Below are 23,848 nucleotides of genomic sequence, written 5' to 3'. Positions count from 1 at the left end.
TGTTCGACCATCTAATCTGACTCGGGCAGGAGGTGTGACGATGGCGCAGGGGCGGACCCCGTGGGGCACGTTCGTCGTGCTCTACCTGGTGTTCTTCCTCATGGGCGCGGAGATGAACCTCGTCGCGCCGCTGCTGCCGGACATCGCGCGGGCCTTCGACGCATCGACCGGCGCCGCGGGCAACGTCGTCACCGCCTACGTCCTCTGTTACGCCGTCACCGGGCCCCTCTTCGGCCGGCTCTCCGACCGGCTCGCACGGCGGCACGCGATCGCCGCCGGGATGGCGGTCTTCGCCGTGGCGGACGTCCTCAGCTACCTCGCGCCGTCGCTGGAGCTGCTCGTCGCGGCGCGTGCGCTCTCCGGCCTCGGCGCGGCGCTCGGCGCACCGTCGATCTGGGCGTACCTCGCCGAGTACGCCGCGCCCGCGCAGCGCGGGCGGGCGGTCTCGCTGGGCGCCGCCGCGTACGCCGGCGGCCAGGTCCTGGGCGTCCCGTTGGGCGCGCTCCTGGCGACGGGTCTCGGGTGGCGCGCGCCGTACCTGCTGATCGGCGTGCCGATGCTGGTGGTGGCCGCGGTGACGGCCCTGCGCCTGCCGTCCGCGGGCCCGTCCGCTCCCGGCCCCGATCGGGGCGGCCTGTTCGCGCCCTGGCGGGATCGTCGGATCGCGCTCGCCTTCTCGTCTTCGCTCCTCCTGCAGGCCGGGCGGCTCGGCGCGTACACCTACGTCGGCGTCCTGCTCTCGCAGCGGTTCGGGTACGGCCTCACCGCCCTCGGCCTGGTGGGCCTCGTGGTCGGGATCGGCTCGATGGCCGGGTCCGTCAGTACGGGCGTGCTCGTCGACCGCCTGGCCCGGCGCGGCGTGCACCCGGCGTGGGTGCCGGCCGGCGCGGCCCTGGTCGTCGCCGCGGGGGTCGCGGTCGCCACGACGGCGACCGTCCCGGCGGTGGTCATCGCGGCCGTCGCGGTGTGGTGCGCGGGCGGCGGGGCCTTCTTCTCCGCGCAACAGACCTACCTGTCGTCCGCCGACCCCGACAACCGCGCCGCCGTGCTGGGCTGGAACAACGCCTGCACGAACGCCGGGGTCGCGACGGGCACCTCGGTGCTGGGCGCGCTGGCGGTGGGCGGCCCGTGGTTCGCCGCCACGGCGACGGCGTTCGCGGTGGCGGCCGCGCTGCTGTGCTTCGCCTCCGTGCGGCTCGGCGACGCCCCGGCCCGCGGGTAGCGGGCGCGGGACGGGCCGCTCAGGGCTTCGACGGCCACCACACCCGGTCACCGAGCGCGGTGATCGCCGCGGGCACGAACACGGTGCGCACCACCACGATGTCGATCAGGAGGCCGATGCCGATCGTCGATCCGATCTGCAGCAGGTTGATCACGCTGCCGCTCATCAGCGCGAACATCGTGATGGCGAAGACCAGTCCGGCGGTGGTGATCACGCTGCCGGTGGTGCCGAACGCGCGGAGCACGCCGCGGACCGTCGAATCCCCGGCGGCCTCCTCGCGGATGCGGTCCGCGAACAGCATGCTGTAGTCCGCGCCCACCGCGACCAGCGCCATGAAGGCGATCGGCAGCACCGACCAGTCGACGGGGATCCCCAGCCCGTGCTGCCAGAGCAGCACCGACGCGCCCGCCGCGGCGGCGAAGGACAGCACCACGGTGGCGACCATGAGCGCCGCCGCGATCACCGCGCGGAGCAGAACCAGGAGCACGAGGAAGACGCCGATCACGGCGACCAGGCCGAAGAGCAGGAAGTCGCGCAGCACCTGCTCGCGCATCTGCGCCGAGATCGACGCCAGTCCGAAGCCGTCCATCGTCGCGGGCTCGAGCACGGTGCCCTTCGCTGCGGCGCGCGCGGCGTCGGGGATCGACGCGGCGGTGTTGAGCGCCTCGTCCGAATACGGGTTGATGCCCCACACCACGAGCATGCGGGCCGACCGGCCGTCGGGCGACATGAGCACCCGCGAGCCGTCGACGAAGCGGTCCGACTGCAGCCCCTGCGCGGGCAGGTAGAAGCCGCGGCCCGGGCCGTTCGTGGTGCCGGCGCTGAGCCCGGTGAGGTAGTCGGTGGCGGTACCCAGCCCCTCCTGGAGGCGGCCCGTCATCTCCACGACCTGATCGGTGCCGGTCTTGACCTGACCGAGGCCCGTGCTGAGCTGGGAGAGGCCGGTGGACAGCTGGGTGACGCCCGCGTTGAGCTCGGCGAGCTGCCCCTTGACCTGTTCCGGGCTGAGCCCGCCGAGGCCCGTGAGGAGCCCCTGCAGGCGGGCGAGGGCGTCGTCGGCCTGGGCGAGCGCGGTCGCCGCGCGATCCGTCGTGCCGGCGGGCAGTACGACGGTGGCCGCGCGCACCGCCGTCGACGCCCGCCCGGAGGTGGCGCGATCGAGCTGCGCGAAGGCCTGGCGCGCCGCGACGCAGTTCGCGTCGGCGGTGCAGGCCGGGGAGGCCGGGCCGACCAGCGGGCCGAAGACGTCGCCGATCCCGGCGTTCTGCCGCTGCGCGGTGCGCACCGCGTCGGCGGCGGTGGTCAGGGTGGCCACGGCGCTGCGCAGCAGGGCGGTCGCGGCGTTCACGTCGACGGTGCCGCCGCTCGCGGTCGCCAGCGCCTGCTGCGCGGAGGTCAGCGCGTCGAGCACGCCCGACGCCAGCCCGGTCACGCGCTGCGTGCCGGCGACGAGCTCCGGGACCCGGCGCGACGCCTCGCTCGCGCCGGCGTTGAGCTGATCGACGCCGGAGGCGAGCGCCTTGAGCTGCGGCGAGGCCTCCTTGAGCTGGCGGTTCGCGTCGCCGAGGCCGTTCGCCACCTGCTGCGTCTGGTAGCCGACCGCCGACTCGGGGATCGGCTTCCCGTCGGGCCGGGTGATCGACCGGACGTAGGCCACCTGCGGGAGATTCGACACCCCGATCGCGATGGCCTCGAGCGCCGCCAGGTCGTGGGTGTTGCGCATGTCGTGATCGGCGCGGATGAGCAGGAACTCCGGCACCGCCTCGTTGACGCCCCAGTGCTCCTGCACCGTCTCGTAGCCGTTGCGGGAATCCGTGGCCCGCAGCTGCATCCGGTTCTCGTCGAAGCCGATCACCATGCTCGGCAGTACCGCCGCGGCGGCGACCAGCACCACGAGCGCGGCGGCGGACAGCGGCACGGCGCGGCGCATCACCTTCGCGCCCGTGCGGCGCCACCGCTTCTCCGTGCCGGGCCGCGGCTCGACCCAGCCGCGCGCGCCCAGGAAGCGCAGCAGCGCGGGCGGCAGGGTGAGCGCGATGAGGCAGGTGACGATGATGGAGATCGTCGTGGGCAGCCCGGCGGTCACGAAGATGCCGACCTTGCAGAAGATCATCGCGCCGCTCGCCACGGCGATGGTGAGGGCGGAGGCGACGATGATGCGCCCGACGCGCGTCGACGCGGCGACCGCGGCCTCGTCGGACGGGATTCCGGCGCGGCGCGCCTCGTGGTACCCGGCGACGGCGAAGATCGCGTAGTCGGTCGCGGCGCCCAGCACCATCGCCGTCATGATCGCGATGGAGAAGTTGGACACGGGGATGACCTCGTGCTCGCCCAGCAGCGAGACGATGGGTCGCGACACCGCGAGCGAGAGCCCGATGGTCAGCAGCGGCACCATCGCCGCGCCGATCGACCGGTAGGTGATGAGCAGCAGCGCCATGATGAGCACCACCGAGACCGCGGTGATCACCAGGAGCGACGCGTCGATCGCGGTGAACAGGTCCGACAGGGTCGGAGCGGTGCCCGTGAACTCCACGGTCGTGCCCGCCGGCGCCGGGATCGAGCGGATGGTTTCCCGGATCGCCTCGGTACTCGACTGCGCCCGGGTGGAACCGATGTCGCCGACCTCGGCCACGAGCAGGTTGATGGCCTTGCCGTCGGGGCTCAGGCCCACCTCACGTGCGGCCGGCTTGCCGAAGGTGTCGATGACGTACGCGACGTGCTCCTTGTCGGCCTCGAGGGCCGTGGTGAGCGCGCGGTAGTACTGCTCCTGCTCGGGGCCGATCCTCCCCTCGGCGGCGACGATGACGTTGCCCTGCGCCGTCGACGACGGGGTGCCGAACTCCTCGGCCATGGCCCGCAGCCCGTCGACGCCGGGCAGGTCGCCCGGGATGAACGGCGCGGAGTGCTTGTGGACCGTGACCTCGAGCTGCGGCACCGCGACGTTGAGGACGCCGGCGACGGCGACCCAGAACAGGAGGATCCAGGCGGCGTAGCGCACGCAGAGCCGGCCGAGCCGCGCGAAGAAGGGCTGCTTCGCGGCGGAATTACTATGGGCGTCGATCACGGTCACCTTCCGGTCCGCCGGAGGAGATCCGGGCGTGGTCCAAAAATCGAACTAGACTGATAGGTGTGAACCGTATCTCTATCGACGAGGCGCGCCTAGAGCCTCCCGGTGTGGGTTCCGACGCAGAGCGGCAGGGGGAGTGACATGGGTCACAATGACGGGGACGTCGACCGACCGCTACCCGGGCGGCCGGTCCGCGGGTCGGACACCGGGCGGCCGATGATGGCCGCGCTGGACCTGTTCGGCCGGCGGTGGGCGCTGCGGATCGTGTGGGAGCTGCGGTTCGGGAAGTCGCGGTTCTCCGACCTGCGCAACGAGATCGAGGGCATCTCGTCGAGCACGCTCTCGCAGCGGCTCTCGGAACTCACGGCGGCGCACATCGTGACGCAGACGTCCGACGGCGCCTACCGCCTCAGCTATCAGGGCAAGGCGCTGCTCATCGCCCTGGGGCCGCTGGAGTTGTGGGCCAAGACGTGGGCGAAGGGCGTCCGGGACGGCGTGGAGGAGGACCCGGCCGATCAGGCGTGATCGGCGGCGTGCAGGGTCTCGTCGGTGACGGGGAGGTCGCCGTCGAGCGCGCGCTGGACGGCGTCGACGACGGCGTCGCGCACCTCGCCGACGGTGACGTCGCGGCCCAGCTCGGAGCTCAGCGTGGTCACGCCCGCGTCGGGGATGCCGCAGGGGATGATCGCGTCGAAGCCGCCGAGCGTGTTGTCGCAGTTGAGGGCGAAGCCGTGCAGGGTCACGCCGCGCGCCACGCGGATGCCGATGGCGGCCACCTTGCGCTCGGGGCGCGCACCGTCGGCGGGGAACCAGACGCCCGAGCGGCCCTCGACCCGGCCTACCGCGAGGCCCAGCCCTCGGCAGACCTCGATGAGGGCCTGTTCGATCCGGCGGACGTAGTCGACGACGTCCATCGCGGAGCCGAGTTTGATGATCGGGTAGCCGACGAGCTGGCCGGGGCCGTGCCAGGTGATCTTGCCGCCGCGGTCCACGTCGATGACGGTGCTGCCGTCCGTCGGCAGGTCCTGCGGCTCGGTGCGCTTGCCCGCGGTGAACGTGGGCGGGTGCTCGAGGAGGAGCATCCGGTCGCCGATGGCGCCGTCGGCGCGCTGGTTCGCGAGGTCGTGCTGGAGGTCGAAGGCCTCCTGGTAGCCGATGGTGCCGAGGTCCTCGACCAGGATCGGGGCGGAATCGGCGCGGGCGGAGCGTGCGGGCATGCCCTCGACGCTACGCCTCGTCCACCATCGCCGCGGCGAGTGCGGCGGGAAGTGTGGTGTGCGCGAACCGGAATCCGCTCTCGTGGAGCACGCGCGGGACGGCGCGCTGCGACGTGAGCAGGCCCTCGTCGGCGATCTCGCCGACCGCGGTGCGCAGGGCGATCCGGGGCACCACCCAGCGTGCGGGGCGGTGCACCTCGCGGCCGAGCGCCTCGCTGAAGGCCTGCTGCCGCACGGGCGCCGGCGCGACGACGTTGACGGGCCCGGAAATCGTGCCGGCGAGGGCACCGTCGAGCACGTGCAGGACGGCGCGGGCGGCGTCGTCGCGCGAGATCCACGACATCCACTGGTGGCCGCTGCCGAGCCGGCCGCCCAATCCGAGCCGGTAGACGCGACGCAGCACGGGCAGGAGACCGCCGGCCGCGGAGAGGACGTGACCGAAGCGCAGGTGCGCCACCGTGACCCCGGCGGCACGGGCGGGGGCCGCGGCGGCCTCCCACTCGACGCACAGGCTCGCGAGGAAACCCGAACCCGGCGGGGTGCCGTCCGGTCCGTCGAGGCACTCCGTCTCGCCCGCGTCGCCGTAGACGCCGATCGCGCTCGCGCCCAGGAACACCGGCACGCCTGCGCGCGCGGCCGCGTCGGCGAGCGCGGCGGACCCCTCGATGCGGGAGTCGCGCAGGTCCTGTTTCACCGCGCCGGTCCAGCGGCGGCCCGCGATGGGGGAGCCGTTCAGCACGATCACCGCGTCGAAGCCGGCCAGGTCGGGGACCTCGCCGCGCGCCGGGTCCCACGGGAGCCCGCGTGCGGCATCGCCCCGAACGAGCGGAACGACGGTGTCGCCCCGCCGCGTCAGCGCTCGCGACACCGCAGTGCCGATGAGCCCCGACGATCCGGCGAGGGCGACCCGTCGTTCCATGAGATCGGGTGGTTCCGGGTTTACAGGCCCAGATCCGCCTCGAACGCGCCCTCCTCGAGACGGTGCTTGACCGTCGTGAGGAAGCGGCCCGCGTCGGCACCGTCGATGAGGCGGTGATCGTAGGTCAGCGGGAGGAAGGCCATCGGGTGGATGCCGATGGACTCGGTGCCCGCGGCGTCCTTGACGACGACCGGGCGCTTGACGATCGCGCCGGTGCCCAGCATCGCCGCCTGCGGCGGGACCAGGATCGGGGTGTCGAAGAGCGCGCCCTCGCTGCCGATGTTGGTGATGGTGAAGGTGCCGCCGGACAGCTCGTCGGGCTTGAGGCCGCTGTTGCGGGTGCGCTCCGCGAGGTCGACGATCGCGCGGGCCAGGCCGGCCAGCGACAGGTCGTCGGCGTTCTTGATCACCGGCGAGAGCAGGCCCTGCGGGGTGTCGACGGCGATGCCCAGGTTCACCACACCGTGGTAGGTGATCTCCTTGAAATCGTCGCTGATCGACGCGTTGACGTTCGGGTGCACCTTGAGCGCCTCGATGACCGCCTTCGCGATGAAGGGCAGGTAGGTGAGGTTGACGCCCTCGTTCGCCTTGAACGCGGCCTTCGCCTGCGCGCGCAGCGCCACGATCTTGGAGAAGTCGACCTCGAAGACCTGGGTGAGCTGCGCGGAACCCTGCAGCGACTCCCGGGTGACCTTCGCCGTGATCTGGCGGATGCGGTTGGTCTTCTGCGAGGTGCCGCGGAGCGCCGCCAGCTCGGGGCGGGCGCCCTTCGGGGCCGACGGCGCCGGAGCCGCGGCGGCCGCAGGGGCGGCAGCAGCCGGAGCGGCGGGGGCCTTGGCGGCCTCGGCCGCGGCGAGCACGTCCTGCTTGCGGATGCGGCCACCGACGCCGGTGCCCTTGACCGCGTTCAGGTCCACGTTGTTCTCCGCGGCCAGCTTGCGCACCAGCGGAGTGACGTACGGCGTCGAATCCGACGACGACGCGGCCGGGGCGGCGGGCGCCGCGGGGGCGGCCGGAGCAGCCGGGGCCGCGGGAGCGGCCGCAGCAGGAGCGGGGGTCGGCGCGGGAGCCGGGGCCGCGGGGGCGGCCGGAGCGGCGGGTGCCGGGGCGGGCTCGGGGGCCGGTGCCGGTGCGGCGGGCGCGGCCGGCGCCGCGGGGGCGCCGGAGCCGACGACGGCGAGCACGCCGCCCACGGCGATGACGTCGTCCTCGTTCGCCTTGATCTCCAGCAGCGTGCCGGCGACCGGCGACGGGATCTCCGTGTCGACCTTGTCGGTGGAGACCTCGAGCAGGGGCTCGTCGACGGCGATCTCGTCGCCGACGTTCTTGAGCCAGCGCGTGACCGTGCCCTCGGTGACGGACTCGCCCAGCTCGGGCATCGTCACCTCGGTGCCCGACGCGGGCGCGGCGGGAGCCGCAGGCGCCGCGGGGGCGGCCGGAGCCGCAGGAGCGGCGGGCTCGGCCGGAGCGGCGGCCGCGGAGGCCGGCTCGGGCTCGGCGGCGGGGGCAGGGGTGGACTCCGCGGGGGCGGACTCGCCCGCCTCGCCGATGGTGGCGAGATCGCCACCGACCTCGACGACGTCGTCCTCCTGCGCCAGGATCTTCAGCAGCACACCCGAAGCCGGAGCCGGGATCTCGGTGTCGACCTTGTCGGTCGAGACCTCGAGCAGGGGCTCGTCGACGGTGATCGTGTCGCCCTCCTGCTTGAGCCACCGGGTGACGGTGCCTTCGGTGACGCTCTCGCCGAGTGCCGGCATCTGGACGGAGAAGGCCATTTCCTCTGACTCCTCAGGTTCGGTTATCTGCTGTGATACGAGCTGAACGCGGGCTTCGGCTGGTGGCCTCCACCGACACCTGACCCTACCCTCAGGGGTCGGATCCGCGCGGCGGTTGGGGGCTTACTCGCCGGTAACTCCCAGGGGGCGGGACGTCAGCCCCGCTGCGCGATGTCGCGGAGCACCGCGAGCATCGTGCGGACCGGGACGCCCGTACCACCCTTGGTGATGTAGCCGAAGGGACCGCCGGTGTTGAACGCCGGACCCGCGACATCGACGTGCGCCCACTGCACCCCGTCGGCCACGAACTCCTTGAGGTACACCCCGGCGGTGAGCATGCCGCCCCACCGGTTGGGGCTCACGTTCGCCAGATCCGCGACGCGCGAGTTGATGTCGGCACGCAGCTCCTCCGGGAAGGGCATCGCCCAGCCGTTCTCGCCGACGGAGCGGGAGAGCTCCGCGACGCGGTCGCGGAAGTCGTCGGTGCCCATCACGCCGGGCGTGCGGGTGCCGAGCGCGACCATCTGCGCGCCCGTCAGCGTCGCGGTGTCGATGAGGTAGTCGGGCTCGTCCTCGCAGGCGCGGACGATGGCGTCGGCCAGGATCAGGCGGCCCTCGGCGTCGGTGTTGATCACCTCGACGGTGATGCCGCCCTTCTCGGGGCCGGGGTACTGGGTGAGCACGTCGCCGGGGCGCTGCGCGGTGTGCGAGGGCATGTTCTCGGCCATCGGCACCGTCGCGGTCACGTCGACCGGCAGGCCGAGCTGCGCGGCCAGGATCACGGTGGCGATGACCGCCGCGGCGCCGCCCATGTCGGAGGTCATCTGCTCCATGCCCGCGGCCGGCTTGATGGAGATGCCGCCGGTGTCGAAGGTGATGCCCTTGCCGACCAGCGCGACGTGCTTGGCGCCGTCGACGCCCGAGACGTGGCGCAGGCGCACGAGGCGCGGCGGGCGCGAGCTGCCCTTGCCGACCCCGACGATGCCGCCGTAGCCGTTCGCGTCCAGGTAATCCTCGTCGAAGACCTCGACCTCCAGCCCGGCCGCGGTGCCGAGCCGCTGGGCGCGGTCGGCGAACTCGCCGGGGGAGAGGACGTTCGGCGGGGTGTTGACGAAGTCGCGGGCCAGCGCCACCGCGCCGGCCGTCAGCCGGGCCTGCTCGACGGTGCCGCGCGCCTCGTCCGCCAGCGCGTCCGACGCGGGGGTCGAGAGGACCGCGAGCGCGCCGAGCGTCTCCTTCTTCGGCGCGGAGGTGGTGCGGAACTCGGCGTACCGGTACGCGCCGAGGATGCCGCCCTCGACGGTGGCCGCCAGGTCGATCGAGGAGAGGGTCGTCGCGGCCGCGGCGACGCCCTCGAGCGCGCGGCTCGCGACGCCCGCGGCGCGGCGCACCGCCTCCGGGGTCACCGCGGCCTCGGTGCCCAGGCCCACGCCCAGCACCGTCGCCGCGCCCAGGCCGGTCCCGGCCGGCGTGGCGATCCGGACGGTCTCGCCGGCCTTGCCCTCGGCGCCGAGGAGTGCGAGCGCCTCCGCGACCGGTCCGCGCGCGGCCGCCGGGACGCCGGCGTCGAGCGTGATCGGCCCGTCGCCCTCCGCGGAGTACACGCCCACGACGAGCGCGTCGGTCGCCGCCGCGAGATCGTCGGTCAGCGTGATGGCGGGTCCGGTGAACGGCGTGCTCAAGGGGTTTCCTCTCGTCGGGGCGGCGGGTGTGCTTGCCTGTACGGATGTTACGCCTGGGACTCTGGGGCGCGCCGCCGCCCGGGGCGGCCGGTTACGCGGTCGCGATGCCCGCTCCCGTCGTCGCGCACCTGATGGAGGCGCTGGGGCGGGAGGGGCACCCGGTGGCGGCGTGGGCGGCGCGTGCGGGGATCCGCCCGGCTGATTCCGCGGTCGACCTCGAGCTCACCCATCCACAGGTCGTGCGGTTCCTGACCGAGGTGGTGCACGCGCTACCCGATCGTCCCCTCGGGTTCGAGGCGGGCGCCCGCCCGCTGCTGCAGTCCTTCGGGATGCTCGGGGTGGCGGTGCAGACCGCCGATGATCTCGAGGGCGCCGTCGCCGTCGGCCTGCAGTACCACCAGGCGGCGGGCAGCCTGGTGGACTTCGACGTGGACGCCGACGGCGATGCCCTCCGCCTCGCCGTGGTGCCGCGCTCCGCGGACCCGGACCTGCTGCCCTTCCTCTGCGAGGAGACTCTGCTCAGCGTCACGACGCTGCTGCGCTCCGCGCTCGGGGACGAGCGCTGGTCGCCCGTACTGGTCGAGCTGCCGTATCCGGCGCCGCCGTACGCCGCCGAGTACCCGCGTTCCTTCGGCTGCCCCGTGCGGTTCGACGCCCCGTCCGGGCGGATGACGGTGCCGCGGAGCCTGCTCGGTACGCCGCTGCCCCGACGCGAGCCGGCGGTGCACGCCGCCGCGCTGGCGGCGTGCCGCGCGCTCACCGGGACGAGGGCGGAGGCGCGCGACCTCGACCACGTGTGGGCCGTCGAGCAGCTGCTCCGCTCCGACCTGCGCCGCCCGTTCACGATGGCCGGCGTCGCCCGACAGCTGAACACCACCGAGCGGACGCTGCGCCGGAGCCTCACGGAGGCGGGCGAGTCCTTCCGGTCGATCCACGCCCGGGTCCGGCGTGAGCGCGCCGAGACGCTGCTGCGGACCACCGACCTGCCGATGCGGGCGGTCGCCGAGGCCGTCGGCTTCGCCGATGCCCGCGACTTCCGGCGCGCCTTCGCGCAGTGGACCGGGAGCACTCCCGCCCAGGTCCGGGCCGCCGGGGAGATCCGGACGGGCGAGGGGGGATCTGCGGTCACGCCGAGCTGAGGTGGCACCTGCGCCCGTACGATCGGTGCTCATGACGGGAAACGGCACGGGCGAGACCACGACCGGAGCGGGCGCACTGGACCTGGCGGCGGCACCGTCGTCCCTCGACCGGGACTGGGAGATCGACCCGGCCGCGTACTGGGCCACCATCGACGCCGCCACGCACGGCCTCGACGCGCCGATCCTCGCCGCGGACCTCGATGCCTTGCGCTACAACGTGGCCGACATGCTGCGGCGCGCGGCCGGCAAGCCGATCCGCGTCGCCTCGAAGTCGATCCGCTCCCGGCCCGTGCTCGACGCGCTGCTGCGCGTGCCCGGCTACGCGGGCGTGCTCGCCTACGACGTGGCGGAGGCGCACTGGCTCGCGGCCGACGGGGTCGACCACGACGGCGCCGACCGGCCGGGGTGTACCGACGTGGTGGTCGCCTATCCGAGCGCGGACCTCGCCGCCATCGCCGCGCTGGCCGCCGATCCGGCCGCCGCGATGCGCGTGACCCTGATGATCGACGACGCCGAGCAGCTGGACCTCATCGACGCCGCGGTGCCGCCGAGCCGCCGCCCCGAGCTGCGGGTCTGCATCGACGTCGACGCGTCGTACCACGCCCCCGCGCTGGGCGCGATCGGCGCGCGCCGCTCCCCGATCCGCACCCGCGGCGAGGCCTCGGTCCTCGCGGCGACGGTGGCGGGCCGCAAGGGATTCCGGCTCGTCGGCGTGATGACCTACGACGCCCAGATCGCCGGAGTCGGCGACCTCAGCATCCGCCGGCCCGGTGCAGGCACGCTGCTGCGGACCATGCAACGCGCGTCCTGGGACGAGCTGGTGACGCGCCGCCGGGAGATCCTCACGGACCTGCGCCGGATCGCCGACCTCGAGTTCGTCAACGGCGGCGGCACCGGCTCCCTGGAGCGCAACGCCGAGGACCCCAACGTCACCGACATCGCCGCCGGCAGCGGCCTGTACGGGCCGCACCTCTTCGACGGCTACTCCCACTTCCGTCCGGCGCCGGCGATGGGCTTCGGCCTGGCGGTGGTGCGCCGCCCCGCGCCGGACACGGTGACCTGCCACGGCGGCGGCTGGATCGCCTCCGGTGCAGCGGGCGCCGACCGGCTGCCGCGGCCGGTGTGGCCCGAGGGGCTGAAACTGACGGGCCGCGAGGGCGCGGGCGAGGTGCAGACGCCGTTGACCGGCGAGCGCGCCGAGCGGATATCCCTCGGCGACCGGGTCTGGTTCCGGCACACCAAGGCCGGGGAGCCGGCCGAGCACGCCGACGACCTGGTGATCGTCTCCGACGGCGCCGTGCACGCCACGGTCCCGACCTACCGCGGCGAAGGGAAGTGCTTCCTGTGAACAAGTGGATCCCGAGCCTGGATCAGCTGACCGGCAACGTGGGCGAGTGGCGCAACTGGGGGCGCACCGCCTCCGCGTTCCCGTCGTACGTCTCGCGGCCCGCGAAGATCGAGGACGTGGTGCGCACCGTCGAGCGCGCCCGCGAGCGCGGTGGCACCGTCAAGGCGCTCGGCGCGGGGCACTCGTTCACCGCGATCTCCGCCCCGCGCGACGTGGCGCTGGCGCCCGACCACCAGGGCGGGCTCATCACCGTCGACGTGGACGCCAAGCGGGTGACGCTGCGGGCCGGTACCCGGTTGTACGACGTGCCCGCGCTGCTCGAGCCCTACGGCCTGGCCATGGCGAACCTGGGGGACATCGACCGGCAGACCGTCGCCGGGGCGATCTCGACCGGCACGCACGGCACAGGCCTGGGCTTCGGCGGCATCGCCACCCAGGTGGTCGGTGCGACCCTCGTCTCCGGGACCGGGGAGGTGGTCACCGTCGGCGAGCACGACCCGCGGCTGCAGGCCGTCGCGCTCGGGCTCGGCGCGTTGGGGATCCTGGTCGAGGTCACGCTGCAGTGCGTGGACCGGTTCGTGCTCGAGGCCACCGAGGCGCCGATGTCGCTGGCGGAGACGGTGGACGGCTTCGTCGAGCGGGTGCGCGGCGTGGACCACTTCGAGTTCTTCTGGTTCCCCGGTTCCGACGGCACGCTCACCAAATCGCAGATCCGCCGCCCGGGCGACCACAAGCGCAAGCCGATCGGGACGGTGCGGCGGTTCGTCGACGACAAGGTGGTCGGCACCGGCGCGCTGATGGCCGTGTGCGAGGTGGGGCGCGCGGTTCCGGCGCTCACGCCCCGGCTGGTCTCGCTCGCCACGTCGATGCTCTCCGAGCACACCGAGATCGACTACTCCACGAACGTGCTCACGACCGATCGTTCCGTGCGCTTCCGCGAGACGGAATGGGCGGTGCCACTGGAGAACACGATGCCGGCGTTCGCCGCGCTCAAGGCGGCGACCGAGAAGCACGACTGGAACCTCACCTTCCCGATCGAGGTCCGCGTGGCCGCCGCCGACGACCTGATGCTGTCGACCGCCTCGGGCCGGCAGTCCGGGTACATCGCCGCGCACCGCTACATCCGGGACAAGCCCAGCGACTACTTCGCCGAGGTCGAGCGGATCATGATCGAGCACGGCGGCCGCCCGCACTGGGGCAAGATGCACACGCGCACCGCCGAGTTCTTCCGCGGCGCGTACCCCCGGTTCGAGGAGTTCTTGGCCGTGCGCGCCGAGCTCGACCCGGACCGTGTGTTCGCCAACGACTACCTGGACGCTGTGCTCGGCCGCTGACTCGTGCATGATTTCCCGCCATGAAGACATTCGGCTGGACGCCGACCACTGACGGTGCGGGCGTGGTGGCGCCCGGTGAGCGGCTGAGCTGGCCCAAGACGTTGGGCATCGGCGTGCAGCACGTGGTGGCGATGTTCGGCTCCACGTTCCTGGTGCCGGTGCTCACCGGCTTCCCGCCGGCCACGACGCTGCTGTTCTCGGGTGTGGGCACCCTGCTGTTCCTGCTCATCACCGGCAACCGGCTGCCCAGCTACCTGGGGTCGAGCTTCGCAGTGATCTCGCCGATCACCGCGGCCACGGCCTCGCAGGGGATGGGGAGCGCGCTGGGCGGCATCGTCGCCGTGGGCGCGCTGTTGATCCTCGTGGGCGGCGTGGTGCACCTCGTGGGAACCGCGTGGATCGAGAAGCTGATGCCGCCCGTCGTGACGGGCGCGATCGTCGCGCTGATCGGCCTCAACCTGGCGCCCGCGGCGAAGGCGAACTACGAGAAGGCCGCCGTGACGGCCACCATCACGCTGGTCTGCCTCATCCTCTCCCTCGCCCTCTTCAAGGGCATGCTCGGTCGCCTTGCGATCTTCACCTCGGTGCTCATCGGCTACGCGGTCGCGTGGTTCCGCGGCGAGGTCGACTTCGCGAAGGTGTCCGCGGCGTCGTGGGTCGGCTTCCCGGAGTTCCACGCCCCGTCGTTCTCCTGGGCCGTGCTGCCGATGTTCCTGCCCGTGGTCCTGGTGCTCGTGGCCGAGAACGTCGGGCACGTGCGGTCCGTCGCGCAGATGACGGGGGAGGACTACGACCCGGTGATGGGCCGGGCGCTGGCCTCGGACGGCCTCGCGACGATGCTCGCCGGCGCGGGCGGCGGCTCCGCCACCACGACCTACGCGGAGAACATCGGCGTCATGGCCGCGACCCGCGTCTACTCGACGGCCGCGTACTGGGTGGCCGGCGTCGCCGCGATCCTGCTCGGCATGTCGCCGAAGGTCGGCGCGGTGATCGCGTCGATCCCGCCCGGCGTCCTCGGCGGCATCACGACGGCGCTGTACGGCCTCGTCGGCATCCTCGGCGTGCGGATCTGGGTCGAGGCGCGCGTCGATTTCAGCAAGCCCATCAACCAGCTCACCGCCGCGGTGCCGCTCATCATCGGCATCGCCGACTTCACCTGGTCCGTCGGCGACGTCACGTTCACCGGCATCGCGCTCGGCTCCGTCGCCGCGATCGTCATCTACCAGGGCATGCGGCTGCTGGGCCGGTCCGGCAGTGCGGCCCTCGACTAGAGTGCCGGGCATGAGTGAGACGCTGATCGAGGGACCCCTGAACGCCGTGCACGTCGAGCTGGGGGCGGCGTTCGCGCCCTTCGGCGGCTGGTCGATGCCCGTCAAGTACGCGGGCACCGTCGGCGAGCACACCGCGGTCCGCGAGGCCGTGGGCATCTTCGACGTCAGCCATCTCGGCAAGGCCACCGTCGCCGGGCCCGGCGCCAAGGACTTCGTCAACCGCGTGCTCACCGCCGACCTCGGCAAGATCCACCCCGGCAAGGCGCAGTACACCCTGTGCACCAACGAAACCGGCGGCGTGATCGACGACCTCATCGTCTACTACGTCTCCGACGACGAGCTCTTCCTCGTGCCCAACGCCGCCAACACGGCCGCGGTGGTCGCGCACCTGCGCGAGCGTGCCCCCGAGGGCATCACCGTGACCGACCAGCACCGCGACTACGCCGTGCTCGCCGTGCAGGGGCCGAAGTCGGCGGAGGTCCTGCAGGCCGTCGGGCTGCCCACCGAGATGGAGTACATGGCCTACGAGGACGCGTCGCTGAACGGCACCCCCGTGCGCGTCTGCCGCACCGGCTACACCGGCGAGCACGGCTACGAGCTGATCCCCGCGTGGGGCGATGCTGAGACGGTCTTCCGCGCGCTGCTTCCGGAGATCACCTCGCGCGGCGGCCAGCCCGCCGGCCTCGGCGCCCGGGACACCCTGCGCACCGAGATGGGCTACCCGCTGCACGGCCACGAGCTCACCGTCGACATCACCCCGGTCCAGGCCCGGGCAGGCTGGGCCGTCGGGTGGAAGAAGCCCGAGTTCGTCGGCCGCGAGGCCCTCCTGGCCGAGAAGGAGGCGGGCCCGGCCCGCAAGCTGTGGGGCCTCCGCGCGACCGGCAAGGGCGTGCTGCGCGCCGACCTCACGGTGCTCTCCGCCGACGGTGCGCCGATCGGCACCACCACGTCGGGCACCTTCAGTCCCAGCCTGAAGACCGGAATCGCCCTGGCGCTCATCGATTCCGCGGCGGGCGTCGAGAAGGGGACGCCGGTGAGCGTGGACGTGCGCGGCCGCGCGATCGAGTGCGAGGTGGTCCTCCCGCCGTTCGTCGAGGCGAACACCAAGTAGTCCTGCGGAGGCCCCGGAAAAATACTCGGGGTTCCTACTGATTGGTACGGCCCGCGCCCGCGCGCGCGGGTCGTAGAATCTTGTCCCATGACAACTGGCACGGCCTTCGCCCTCACCCGCAACGACCACCCCCGCTCTGCGGCTGAGCGCTCCGAGATCCTGGCGAACCCGGGATTCGGCAGGTACTTCACCGACCACATGATCTCGCTCCGGTGGAGCGAGGCCGAGGGCTGGCACGCCCCCGAGGTGCTGCCCTACGGCCCCATCCCGATGGAGCCGTCGGCGTCGGTGCTGCACTACGCGCAGGAGATCTTCGAGGGCCTCAAGGCCTACCGCCAGCCCGACGGTTCCGTCGCCACGTTCCGGCCCGAGGCCAACGCCGCGCGCTTCCAGCGCTCCGCCGAGCGGCTCGCGATCCCGCCGCTGCCCGAGGACGTCTTCGTGGAGTCGCTCAAGCAGCTCGTCGCCATCGACGGCGAGTGGGTGCCCGCGGCCGGCGGCGAGGAGGCCCTGTACTTCCGGCCGTTCATCTTCGCCGACGAGGAGACCCTCGGCGTCAAGCCGTCCAACAGCTACCGCTTCCTGGTGATCGCCTCGCCCGCCGGCGCCTACTTCGCGGGCGGCGTGAAGCCCGTCTCCGTGTGGCTCTCCCGCGAGTACGTGCGCGCCGCGCCCGGCGGCACCGGCTTCGCCAAGTGCGGCGGCAACTACGCCGCGTCGCTCGTCGCGCAGGCGCAGGCCGCTCAGCAGGGCTGCGACCAGGTCGTGTGGCTCGACGCCATCGAGCACGAGGCGATCGAGGAGATGGGTGGCATGAACCTGTTCTTCGTCCTCGGCTCCGGTTCGAACGCGAAGATCGTGACGCCCGAGCTGTCCGGTTCGCTGCTCCCCGGCGTGACCCGCAGCTCGCTGCTCCAGCTCGCCCGCGACGCCGGCTTCGAGACCGAGGAGCGTCGCATCACGGTCGACGAGCTCAAGGAGGGTGTCGCCTCCGGCGCCATCACCGAGGTCTTCGCCTGCGGCACCGCCGCCGTCATAACGCCCGTCGGACGCGTCAAGGGTGCGTCCGAGGACTTCACCATCGGCGACGGCGAGCCCGGTGAGATCACCATGGCGCTGCGCGAGACCCTCACCGGCATCCAGCGCGGCACCGTCCCCGACACCCACGGCTGGATGACCACCCTGAGCTGAGTGTCGTCCAACGACGCGCGCGGCCCGCACCGGATTCGGTGCGGGCCGCGCTCGTTCGAAAGGTGGTGCGGCGTGCGGCCACACCATCTTTCGAAGCGTTCGGCGACCGGAGCTGCCGCCTTGAGAATCGCAGAACGTTCTGAAAGGTGTGGGCGTGTGGCGGAGACGGGTGACAGATCAGTCGGTCCCGAACTGCTGCTCGAGTCGGCGCGGGAAGCCAGGACTGCAAGTGCCGAGCGCCGCTTCGATGTGGTCCTCCGCGTCCTCGTCGAAGCCGATGTATCGAGTTCCGCTGCACGTCTCCTCGTAAGTATCGAACGGCTTGGCCGTAAAGGTGGAGGTGATCGCCTCGATCCACGAGGCGAAGTCGGGAGCATAGATCTCGCGGAATTCAGCGTCGTGCGTGAAATCCATGATCTGACCGGGAAGGCTCGTCCATTTCTCGACGTCCAAGCGCGTGCGGGTGTGCTCGTCCCAGCGGGTCTCCTTGAGGAGGGCTTCACCGGACATGTCGATGCAGATGTTGTCGCCGGCGTGGTTGTCGAGGATAGGGAGGTAGTGCTCGCCCCACCACGCAGAGGTGATCCAGCTGGGGTCGGCCGCGCGTAGTTCCCGCATCATCGTGACGGTGTCGATGACTTCACGCGCGGTCATGAGGTCCTGGTTGTAGATCAGGCTGCCCGCCTCGACTGGCGCGCCGTCGGGACTGGGGCCGCGCCAGGCGAGGAAGTCGCGGTACAGCGGCGGAAGCGGGAGGCCGAAGACGCGCTCGAGCTCGTCGATGTCCTCGTCGGGCGAGCCCGGGCCGAGCGCGGCGTGATACTCGGGATATCCAGATGCCAATGCAGTATCTAGATTCGCGATCAGTGGATTCACGATCGCCAGGTTAGCGCGATCGGGTCAGTGCGTGACGTGGTGCGCCGAGTGGCCGACGGCGGCCTCCTCGTTCAGGGTGCGCATGAACTTCGCCTGACCCACGTCGCCGCGGCGGGCGGCGCGCTCGCGGCCGCCGGGGAGCTGGTTGAACACGGACTCGACCAGGTGGTACGGAATCCGCAGGGCCGGGTACCAGGGGAGGGTCGACGGAACGCCGAGCTCCTTCATGGCGCCCCGCCCCAGGTAGGCGGTCGCGATCGACAGGTGCTGCGAGCGGGCGATCCGGCGCCGCAGCCCCGTGAGATGCCCGTACCGCCACAGCATCGGATCGTCGGCCATCGGCTGCGCGAGCGCCTTGCTGGTCTCGTCCGGGGTCGAGAGCGCCCGCGAGGTCTGGAACAGGATCCGCAGGCTGTCGCGGAAGCTGTGCGGCAGGAAGTCGTCGTGCACGCCCATCAGCCGCCCGACGTACCGCGTCAGGTGCGCCGCCGCTTCGTACTCGCGGGGGTTGGCGACCATGCCGATGCCGGTCCCGGTCGTGACGGGGGCGATGAGCGCGCCGACCAGCGTGGCCGCCATGTCCGTCTGATTGATCGGCAGGCCGTAGGTCTCGTAGTCCCAGTCGGGGAGGGCCATGACGTGCCGTCGCACCATCGAGTGGATGAACCGGACGTGCAACGTGGACCGGTAGCCGGCGCCACCCGGGCGCAGGCCGTCCGGCACGATCACGTCGAGCGCCCACTGGGAGGTCTCGGCGAACCGCTTGTTCGAGCCCTTCTCGAGCGCGCCCGTCCGCAACAGGGTCTGGTTGAAGCCGGAGAAGAGGTAGCCGCCCATGAGCGCGACGTCGCGGGCGATCGAGAAGCCGTCCGCGCCGCCGCTGCGCATGAGCTGGCCGCCGAGGAGGATCCTGTCCCAGTCGACCCACTCCGGGGCGGTCTCCATGTCCTCGAAGAACGCCCGCAGCATGCCGGGCGCCTCCGGGACGGACGCGATGCCCTCGTTCAGGGCGCGGTCGAACATCGGCTTGCGTGTCTCGCGGTCCTCGTAGATCCACTCGACGAGCTCGTCCATCGGCGCGTCCCCGACGGTGAGCAGCTCGCCGAACCGCCGGAACTCGGCGTCGGTGGGCTCGGGGAGGCGGAGCGCCGCGCTCACCATGCGGATACCCGGCGGCACCCGCCGCGGACGCGCGGGGTGGCGCGCGGGGATGGGCCTGGGAGTGTCCACTGTCGTCACACCACTGTGTCTACTCCTGACTACACGCGTTGTCGAGTCCCCGGTCGGCGGGTCCCGACGAATCAGCGCCGGCCTTTCCAGTGCGCGTAGAGCTCGTCGAGCACCGGCTCGACCGCGTTGTAGAGCAGCCACGTGTCGGGAGCGGCGTACATGCTGGCGGCCGCCGCGACCGCGGGGATCCGCTCGTAGGCCTCGAGGTAGGCGTCGTACTCCGCCTCGACGAACGCGCAGCCCTCGGTGGTGAAGAAGCTCGGGTCGAGCTGGCCGTCGAGGTACTGGTCCAGGTACGCGCCGGGCGTGAGGGTGCGCTCGTCGAGCAGCGGAAGGGACTCGTCGGGCACCTCGCCGTCGACGCCGTGCTCCAGGTGCGTGCCGCTCGCCAGGCCGCGGGCGCGGGCCCACGCGTAGAACATGCCGATGTGCGTACCGGCCGCCTCCTCGGGCAGGCCCAGCTCGGCGATGGTGTCGGAGTGCCACCCGGCGTCGTCGTAGGTCATGTCGTGAGCCTTGCTCACCGTGCTTGGCGGGCGCTTGCGGCCCGGTTGCGTGCGAACCCCCGGGCCGCTCGGCTCAGACCGGGAAGTTGTCCCGCGGGTCCTCGCCGAGTCTCGGTGCGGCGGGGCCGAACCGCTCCATGTAGTCCAGGACCCGGGTGAGTGAGTCCATCGTGTACGGGCGGCCGCGCAGGTGCTTGCGCAGGATCGTCGAGCCGTCGGTGGTCCGTCGGGTGAAGTCCATCCCGGGGCGATCGAACAGGAGGTCGCGGAGCGGATCCCGTTCACTTCCGAAGGGGCCCCCGCGGCCCATGCCGAGCAGCTGGATCGCTCGGTCGCCACCCTTCACGACAGCCAGCGGATCGCTGCCCCCGTCCAGCAGGCGGGCCAGCAACGGCAGTTCCAGCTCCGCATCGTGAACGTGGTGTTCGAACATGATCGCGAGGTCGATCCGGCCGACCTTCCACCCGGCGTCGAGCAGCGCCTCGGCGATCCGGACCCGGGCTTCGATCGAGTCGTTCCGGAGCGCCCCGTGCAGGACGTTGGTCCACCCGTTCTCCGGGTCGAGATCCAGGTCGTGCTGGAGGCGTACGACACGGGCAACGTCGACCTTCCGCACGAATTCCTCGTAGCTCGAATCCCGCGCCTGGTGGCGGTATTCCATCATGTCGCCGTGATCGGTCATCGGGTCGCCTCCTCGGAGCGCAGCAGCAGCCAGTCGGGAACGAACCGCAGGTCGCGCGGGTGCTGCCGCAGCTCGTCGGCGTAGTGGACCGCGGGAATCTCCGGGTCCCAGTGCGGTTCGTGGTCCCAGTTGAACCGGGGGTAGACGAAGGTTCCTCCCGACTGGCGCGGGTCGAACTCCGAGTACAACGAGAACCACGCGCCCACCGAATCGGCCGCCGTGCCGGTGCGGAGCCGGGCGGCCGAGGCCAGTGCGTCATCCGCGACCGGCTCGACGCGCGCAACGCCTTCCTGGTCGACGAAGGTCACCCGCCCCTGCGCCGCCGTGCCGGCGAAGCGCAACACGATCGACGCCTGCTCGGCGGTCGGATGCGCCGCGCGGAACGTCGAGGTGAACACCGCGAGCATCGCGAAGATCGAATCCTGGAAGTCCCTGAACTCCATCGGCGACAGGCCGCGGGGCGCCGGAGACGTGAACCGCGTGCGGGACTGCCGGATCCGTTCGGCCGCCGACGCTCGGACGTCGTCGACCGTCCCCGCGGCTGCACGCGAGACCCGGTCGCCGATCGTGAGCTCGATGCCCTGCCCGGGAGGTGCGAGCGTGAGGAGCTCGCGACCGGTCATGCGCTCGAACCACGAACCCACCCGTGGGGTGGACCTCAGCTGCGCCTCGTCGAGAAAGACGCGGACGTGCGGAACTTTCGCCACCGACCGCGTGACGAAATCCCGTGGGCCCGCGCCGCGCTTGTTCAGACCGCGCAGGGGCACGTACACCACGCTGCGGAAGAACGCCGCTTCCAGCTCGTCCGCGGACGCGCTCGGTCCCAGCTCCCGCAATCTCGGGTCGATCACATCCATCCCTCCGTCACATTCAGCCCCACCAGGGCGCCCACCGTAGCGAGCTCGATGCCGAAACCCAGGACGTCGCCGCTCATCCCGCCGAACCGGCGCACGCAGTGCCGCATCGCGAGGGCCGCGACGACAAGTCCGGCCGCGACGGCGAGCGGGCCCTGCCACGGGCGTCCGGGCACCGCCGGGACGGCTGCGGCCAGCGCGGCCACGGCCCAGAATCCCTGCGTCGCAAGGCCTTGGGTGCCGGCCGTCAGGGCCCCGAAACCGTCGGGGTTCGACGGTGACCACCCGCGCCGGCAACCGAGCACAGCGGCCACCCGGGCGGCGCCCACGGCGACGCCGATCGCGAGCCACGCCCCGCGGTCCGCGAGCCCGCCCACGGCGGCGGAGCCCGCGATCAGCAGCAGCGCCAGCGCGGCGGCGCCGAACGGCCCGACGGTGCCCTGGCGCATGATCTCCCGCGCCCGCTCCGGCGATCCGTAGCTGCCGAGGCCGTCGACGCAGTCCGCGAAGCCGTCGAGGTGCATGCCGCGCGTCAGGAGCGCCCCGGCGCCGACGGCCAGGGCGCCGACGAGCACCGTCGGCAGGCCCGCGGCGTGGGCGACCCAGGCGACCGCGGCCGCGGCGGCGCCCACGAGCGCGCCGACGAGGGGCACGAGGGCGATGATGCGCGCACCGTCGGCCCGCGTGACCGGGCTCGGCTGCAGCGAGCCGGGCACGGGCAGCACCGTCATCCAGGCGATCGTCGCGAGCAGGTGCTTCACACCTGCGACACCCCGGCGGATTCGAACGTGGCCATCTCGCCGAGGACGGCCACGGCCGAGCGCACCAGGGGCAGCGCGAGCGCCGCGCCGCTGCCCTCGCCGAGCCGCAGCCCGAGGTCGAGCAGGGGCTCGAGGTCCAGGCGGTGCAGCGCGAGGGCGTGCGCGGGCTCGGGGCTCTTGTGCCCGGCGACCCACCAGCTCACCGCGCCGGGGGCGAGGTCGTTCGCGACCAGCGCGGCGGCCGTGACCACGACGCCGTCGAGGATCACCGGCGTGCGCCGCACCGCGGCCTGCGCCAGGAAGCCGGCCATCGCGGCCAGGTCCGCCCCGGCGACGGTGCGCAGCAGCGCCTTCGGGTTGCCGACGTGCGGGCGCGCGCGGTACATGCCGTCGCGGATCGCGGCGGCCTTGCGCATCCAGGCGTTGTCGTCGATGCCGGTACCGCGGCCCACGACGAGAACGGGCTCGGTGTCGGTGAGCGCGCCGACCAGCACCGCGGCGGGCGTCGTGTTGCCGATGCCCATGTCGCCGGCGATGAGCAGGTCCGCGCCGGAGTCGATCTCCTCGTCGGCGATCCGGCGGCCCGCGGCGATCGCGGCGATCGTCTCCTCGTCGGTGAGCGCGTCGGTCACGGCGATGTCGCCCGACGAGCGGCGGATCTTGTTGCGGCTCAGGTCCTCGCGGGTGTCGCCGGCGACGGCGATGTCCTCGACGCGGACCGTCGCGCCGGCCTGCGCGGCGAGGACGTTGATCGCGGCGCCGTCGGCGGCGAAATTCGCCACCATCTGCGCCGTGACCTCCGGCGGGTACGCCGAGACGCCGCCCGCCGCCACCCCGTGATCGCCGGCGAAGACGACGATGCGCGCGCGCTCGAACTGCTTCGGCGGGCACACGCCCTGGCACGCGGCGATCCACTCGCCGAGCTGCTCGAGGCGGCCCAGCGAGCCCGCGGGCTTGGTCAGCTCCAGCTGGCGGTCGCGGGCCTCGCGGCCCACGAACGGATCCGGCGGGGAGAGCTGCGGGAAGGCCAGCGGGTCGGCGCCCGGCTCGAACGGCGGGAGCACGATCGGCGGTGCGGGCGGCACCTCCGGCACGGGCTTGACCAGGCTCGCGGCCGGCGCCGCGGCGGGGGCGAGCGCGGGCGCGCCGTCGAGCAGCACGGGAATCCCGGCGACGACGAGCTCGGCCCGGTCGGCGATCGCTGCGAGCCGGCCGTTGAGCGCGCCCAACAGGTCCTGGAAGACGCGGCCGGCGTGCGTCTCCGCGACGAGGGACAGGCCCACCTCGGGGCTGACGATGACCAGCTCGCCCGCGTAGGCCGCCGCGGCGGCGACGAGGCCGTCGAGATCGGGCTGGACGTTCTCGGGGGTCTCCCAGCCCGCCACGTCGAGGCGCGCGGCGAGCCAGCCGCCCAGGTCGTCGATCAGCGTCGGGGCGGAACCCTCGGACAGAACCGTGCGGAGGTCCTGCGTCTCGACGGTGGACCAGGACGACGGGCGTCGCTCGCGGTGCGCGGCGACGCGCGCGGCGAGGTCGGGGTCACCGTCGGGCCGCGGCGCCGTGGCGACGTACCGGACGAGGGCGCCGGACCCGGCGATCAGCTGCTCGGCGCGCGCGGACTTGCCCGAGCGGACCCCGCCGAGAACGAGGGTGAGCGCCACGG

At 72.7% G+C, this 23,848-nt stretch carries 20 protein-coding genes; 8 read left to right on the top strand and 12 right to left on the bottom strand.

The genetic code is table 11. The annotated features are described in order from the left end of the window. Positions 1-40 precede the first annotated feature (40 nt). Positions 41-1,222 (top strand): MFS transporter, encoded by a 1,182-nt coding sequence (locus tag WFK95_RS17780; protein ID WP_336671427.1) that lies wholly within the window; start codon positions 41-43, stop codon positions 1,220-1,222. Positions 1,223-1,241: 19 nt separating this feature from the next. On the opposite strand, the gene WFK95_RS17775 is transcribed toward WFK95_RS17780, so the two are convergent. Continuing rightward, positions 1,242-4,292, bottom strand: a complete 3,051-nt coding sequence (locus WFK95_RS17775) for an MMPL family transporter (RefSeq protein ID WP_336671426.1) — start codon at positions 4,290-4,292, stop codon at positions 1,242-1,244. Between the two features lie 138 nt (positions 4,293-4,430). Between WFK95_RS17775 and WFK95_RS17770 the strand changes: the two genes are divergently transcribed. Further along, the gene (locus tag WFK95_RS17770; RefSeq protein WP_336671425.1) at positions 4,431-4,814 is read left to right on the top strand and encodes a winged helix-turn-helix transcriptional regulator; all 384 of its coding nucleotides are present in this window, start codon (positions 4,431-4,433) and stop codon (positions 4,812-4,814) included. Here WFK95_RS17770 and lipB read toward each other — a convergent pair. From lipB to WFK95_RS17750, 4 genes are all read right to left on the bottom strand, one after another. Continuing rightward, positions 4,805-5,506: a lipoyl(octanoyl) transferase LipB gene (lipB, locus tag WFK95_RS17765; RefSeq protein WP_336671424.1), complete on the bottom strand. Its 702-nt coding sequence runs from the start codon at positions 5,504-5,506 to the stop codon at positions 4,805-4,807. The genes WFK95_RS17770 and lipB overlap by 10 nt on opposite strands. A 10-nt stretch (positions 5,507-5,516) precedes the next feature. Next, positions 5,517-6,425 (bottom strand): TIGR01777 family oxidoreductase, encoded by a 909-nt coding sequence (locus tag WFK95_RS17760; protein ID WP_336671423.1) that lies wholly within the window; start codon positions 6,423-6,425, stop codon positions 5,517-5,519. A 20-nt stretch (positions 6,426-6,445) separates the two neighbouring features. Continuing rightward, positions 6,446-8,200, bottom strand: a complete 1,755-nt coding sequence (gene sucB, locus WFK95_RS17755; RefSeq protein WP_336671422.1) for a 2-oxoglutarate dehydrogenase, E2 component, dihydrolipoamide succinyltransferase — start codon at positions 8,198-8,200, stop codon at positions 6,446-6,448. A 155-nt stretch (positions 8,201-8,355) separates the two neighbouring features. Then, the gene (locus WFK95_RS17750; protein ID WP_336671421.1) at positions 8,356-9,882 is read right to left on the bottom strand and encodes a leucyl aminopeptidase; all 1,527 of its coding nucleotides are present in this window, start codon (positions 9,880-9,882) and stop codon (positions 8,356-8,358) included. Between the two features lie 44 nt (positions 9,883-9,926). Here WFK95_RS17750 and WFK95_RS17745 point away from each other — a divergent pair, with 44 nt between their 5' ends. From WFK95_RS17745 to WFK95_RS17720, 6 genes are all read left to right on the top strand, one after another. Then, complete coding sequence (locus WFK95_RS17745; protein WP_336671420.1) at positions 9,927-11,021, top strand: AraC family transcriptional regulator; 1,095 nt, start codon at positions 9,927-9,929, stop codon at positions 11,019-11,021. A gap of 31 nt (positions 11,022-11,052) precedes the next feature. Then, the gene (locus tag WFK95_RS17740) at positions 11,053-12,369 is read left to right on the top strand and encodes an alanine racemase (protein WP_336671419.1); all 1,317 of its coding nucleotides are present in this window, start codon (positions 11,053-11,055) and stop codon (positions 12,367-12,369) included. Next, complete coding sequence (locus WFK95_RS17735; RefSeq protein WP_336671418.1) at positions 12,366-13,703, top strand: D-arabinono-1,4-lactone oxidase; 1,338 nt, start codon at positions 12,366-12,368, stop codon at positions 13,701-13,703. Before WFK95_RS17740 ends, WFK95_RS17735 begins: the two co-directional genes overlap by 4 nt. A 20-nt stretch (positions 13,704-13,723) precedes the next feature. Next, positions 13,724-14,974 carry a uracil-xanthine permease family protein gene (locus tag WFK95_RS17730; RefSeq protein ID WP_336671417.1) on the top strand — a complete coding sequence of 417 codons (1,251 nt, stop codon included), beginning with the start codon at positions 13,724-13,726 and terminating at the stop codon, positions 14,972-14,974. 10 nt (positions 14,975-14,984) lie between these two features. Next, complete coding sequence (gene gcvT, locus WFK95_RS17725) at positions 14,985-16,085, top strand: glycine cleavage system aminomethyltransferase GcvT (protein ID WP_336671416.1); 1,101 nt, start codon at positions 14,985-14,987, stop codon at positions 16,083-16,085. An 87-nt stretch (positions 16,086-16,172) separates the two neighbouring features. After that, positions 16,173-17,276 carry a branched-chain amino acid aminotransferase gene (locus WFK95_RS17720; protein ID WP_336671415.1) on the top strand — a complete coding sequence of 368 codons (1,104 nt, stop codon included), beginning with the start codon at positions 16,173-16,175 and terminating at the stop codon, positions 17,274-17,276. A gap of 177 nt (positions 17,277-17,453) precedes the next feature. On the opposite strand, the gene WFK95_RS17715 is transcribed toward WFK95_RS17720, so the two are convergent. The 7 genes from WFK95_RS17715 to cobT form a co-directional block, all read right to left on the bottom strand. Then, complete coding sequence (locus tag WFK95_RS17715) at positions 17,454-18,152, bottom strand: SMI1/KNR4 family protein (protein ID WP_336671414.1); 699 nt, start codon at positions 18,150-18,152, stop codon at positions 17,454-17,456. Between the two features lie 24 nt (positions 18,153-18,176). Further along, positions 18,177-19,391 (bottom strand): oxygenase MpaB family protein, encoded by a 1,215-nt coding sequence (locus WFK95_RS17710; RefSeq protein ID WP_443081571.1) that lies wholly within the window; start codon positions 19,389-19,391, stop codon positions 18,177-18,179. Positions 19,392-19,453: 62 nt separating this feature from the next. Further along, a complete protein-coding gene (locus tag WFK95_RS17705; protein ID WP_336671413.1) occupies positions 19,454-19,888 on the bottom strand; it encodes a DUF7832 domain-containing protein in 435 nt (144 codons plus the stop codon). Positions 19,889-19,961: 73 nt separating this feature from the next. Beyond that, positions 19,962-20,570 (bottom strand): hypothetical protein, encoded by a 609-nt coding sequence (locus WFK95_RS17700; protein ID WP_336671412.1) that lies wholly within the window; start codon positions 20,568-20,570, stop codon positions 19,962-19,964. Then, complete coding sequence (locus tag WFK95_RS17695) at positions 20,567-21,421, bottom strand: hypothetical protein (protein ID WP_336671411.1); 855 nt, start codon at positions 21,419-21,421, stop codon at positions 20,567-20,569. Before WFK95_RS17695 ends, WFK95_RS17700 begins: the two co-directional genes overlap by 4 nt. Beyond that, the gene (locus tag WFK95_RS17690) at positions 21,418-22,185 is read right to left on the bottom strand and encodes an adenosylcobinamide-GDP ribazoletransferase (protein ID WP_443081570.1); all 768 of its coding nucleotides are present in this window, start codon (positions 22,183-22,185) and stop codon (positions 21,418-21,420) included. Before WFK95_RS17690 ends, WFK95_RS17695 begins: the two co-directional genes overlap by 4 nt. Then, a complete protein-coding gene (gene cobT, locus WFK95_RS17685; protein WP_336671410.1) occupies positions 22,182-23,846 on the bottom strand; it encodes a nicotinate-nucleotide--dimethylbenzimidazole phosphoribosyltransferase in 1,665 nt (554 codons plus the stop codon). The genes WFK95_RS17690 and cobT overlap by 4 nt, the downstream gene beginning before the upstream one ends. Positions 23,847-23,848 lie beyond the last annotated feature (2 nt).

Source organism: Tsukamurella sp. USMM236, assembly GCF_037148755.1.
Taxonomy (GTDB): Bacteria; Actinomycetota; Actinomycetes; order Mycobacteriales; family Mycobacteriaceae; genus Tsukamurella.
The sequence above is the reverse complement of the archived record's forward strand: the minus strand, read 5'-3'. Positions and strand labels throughout refer to the sequence as shown.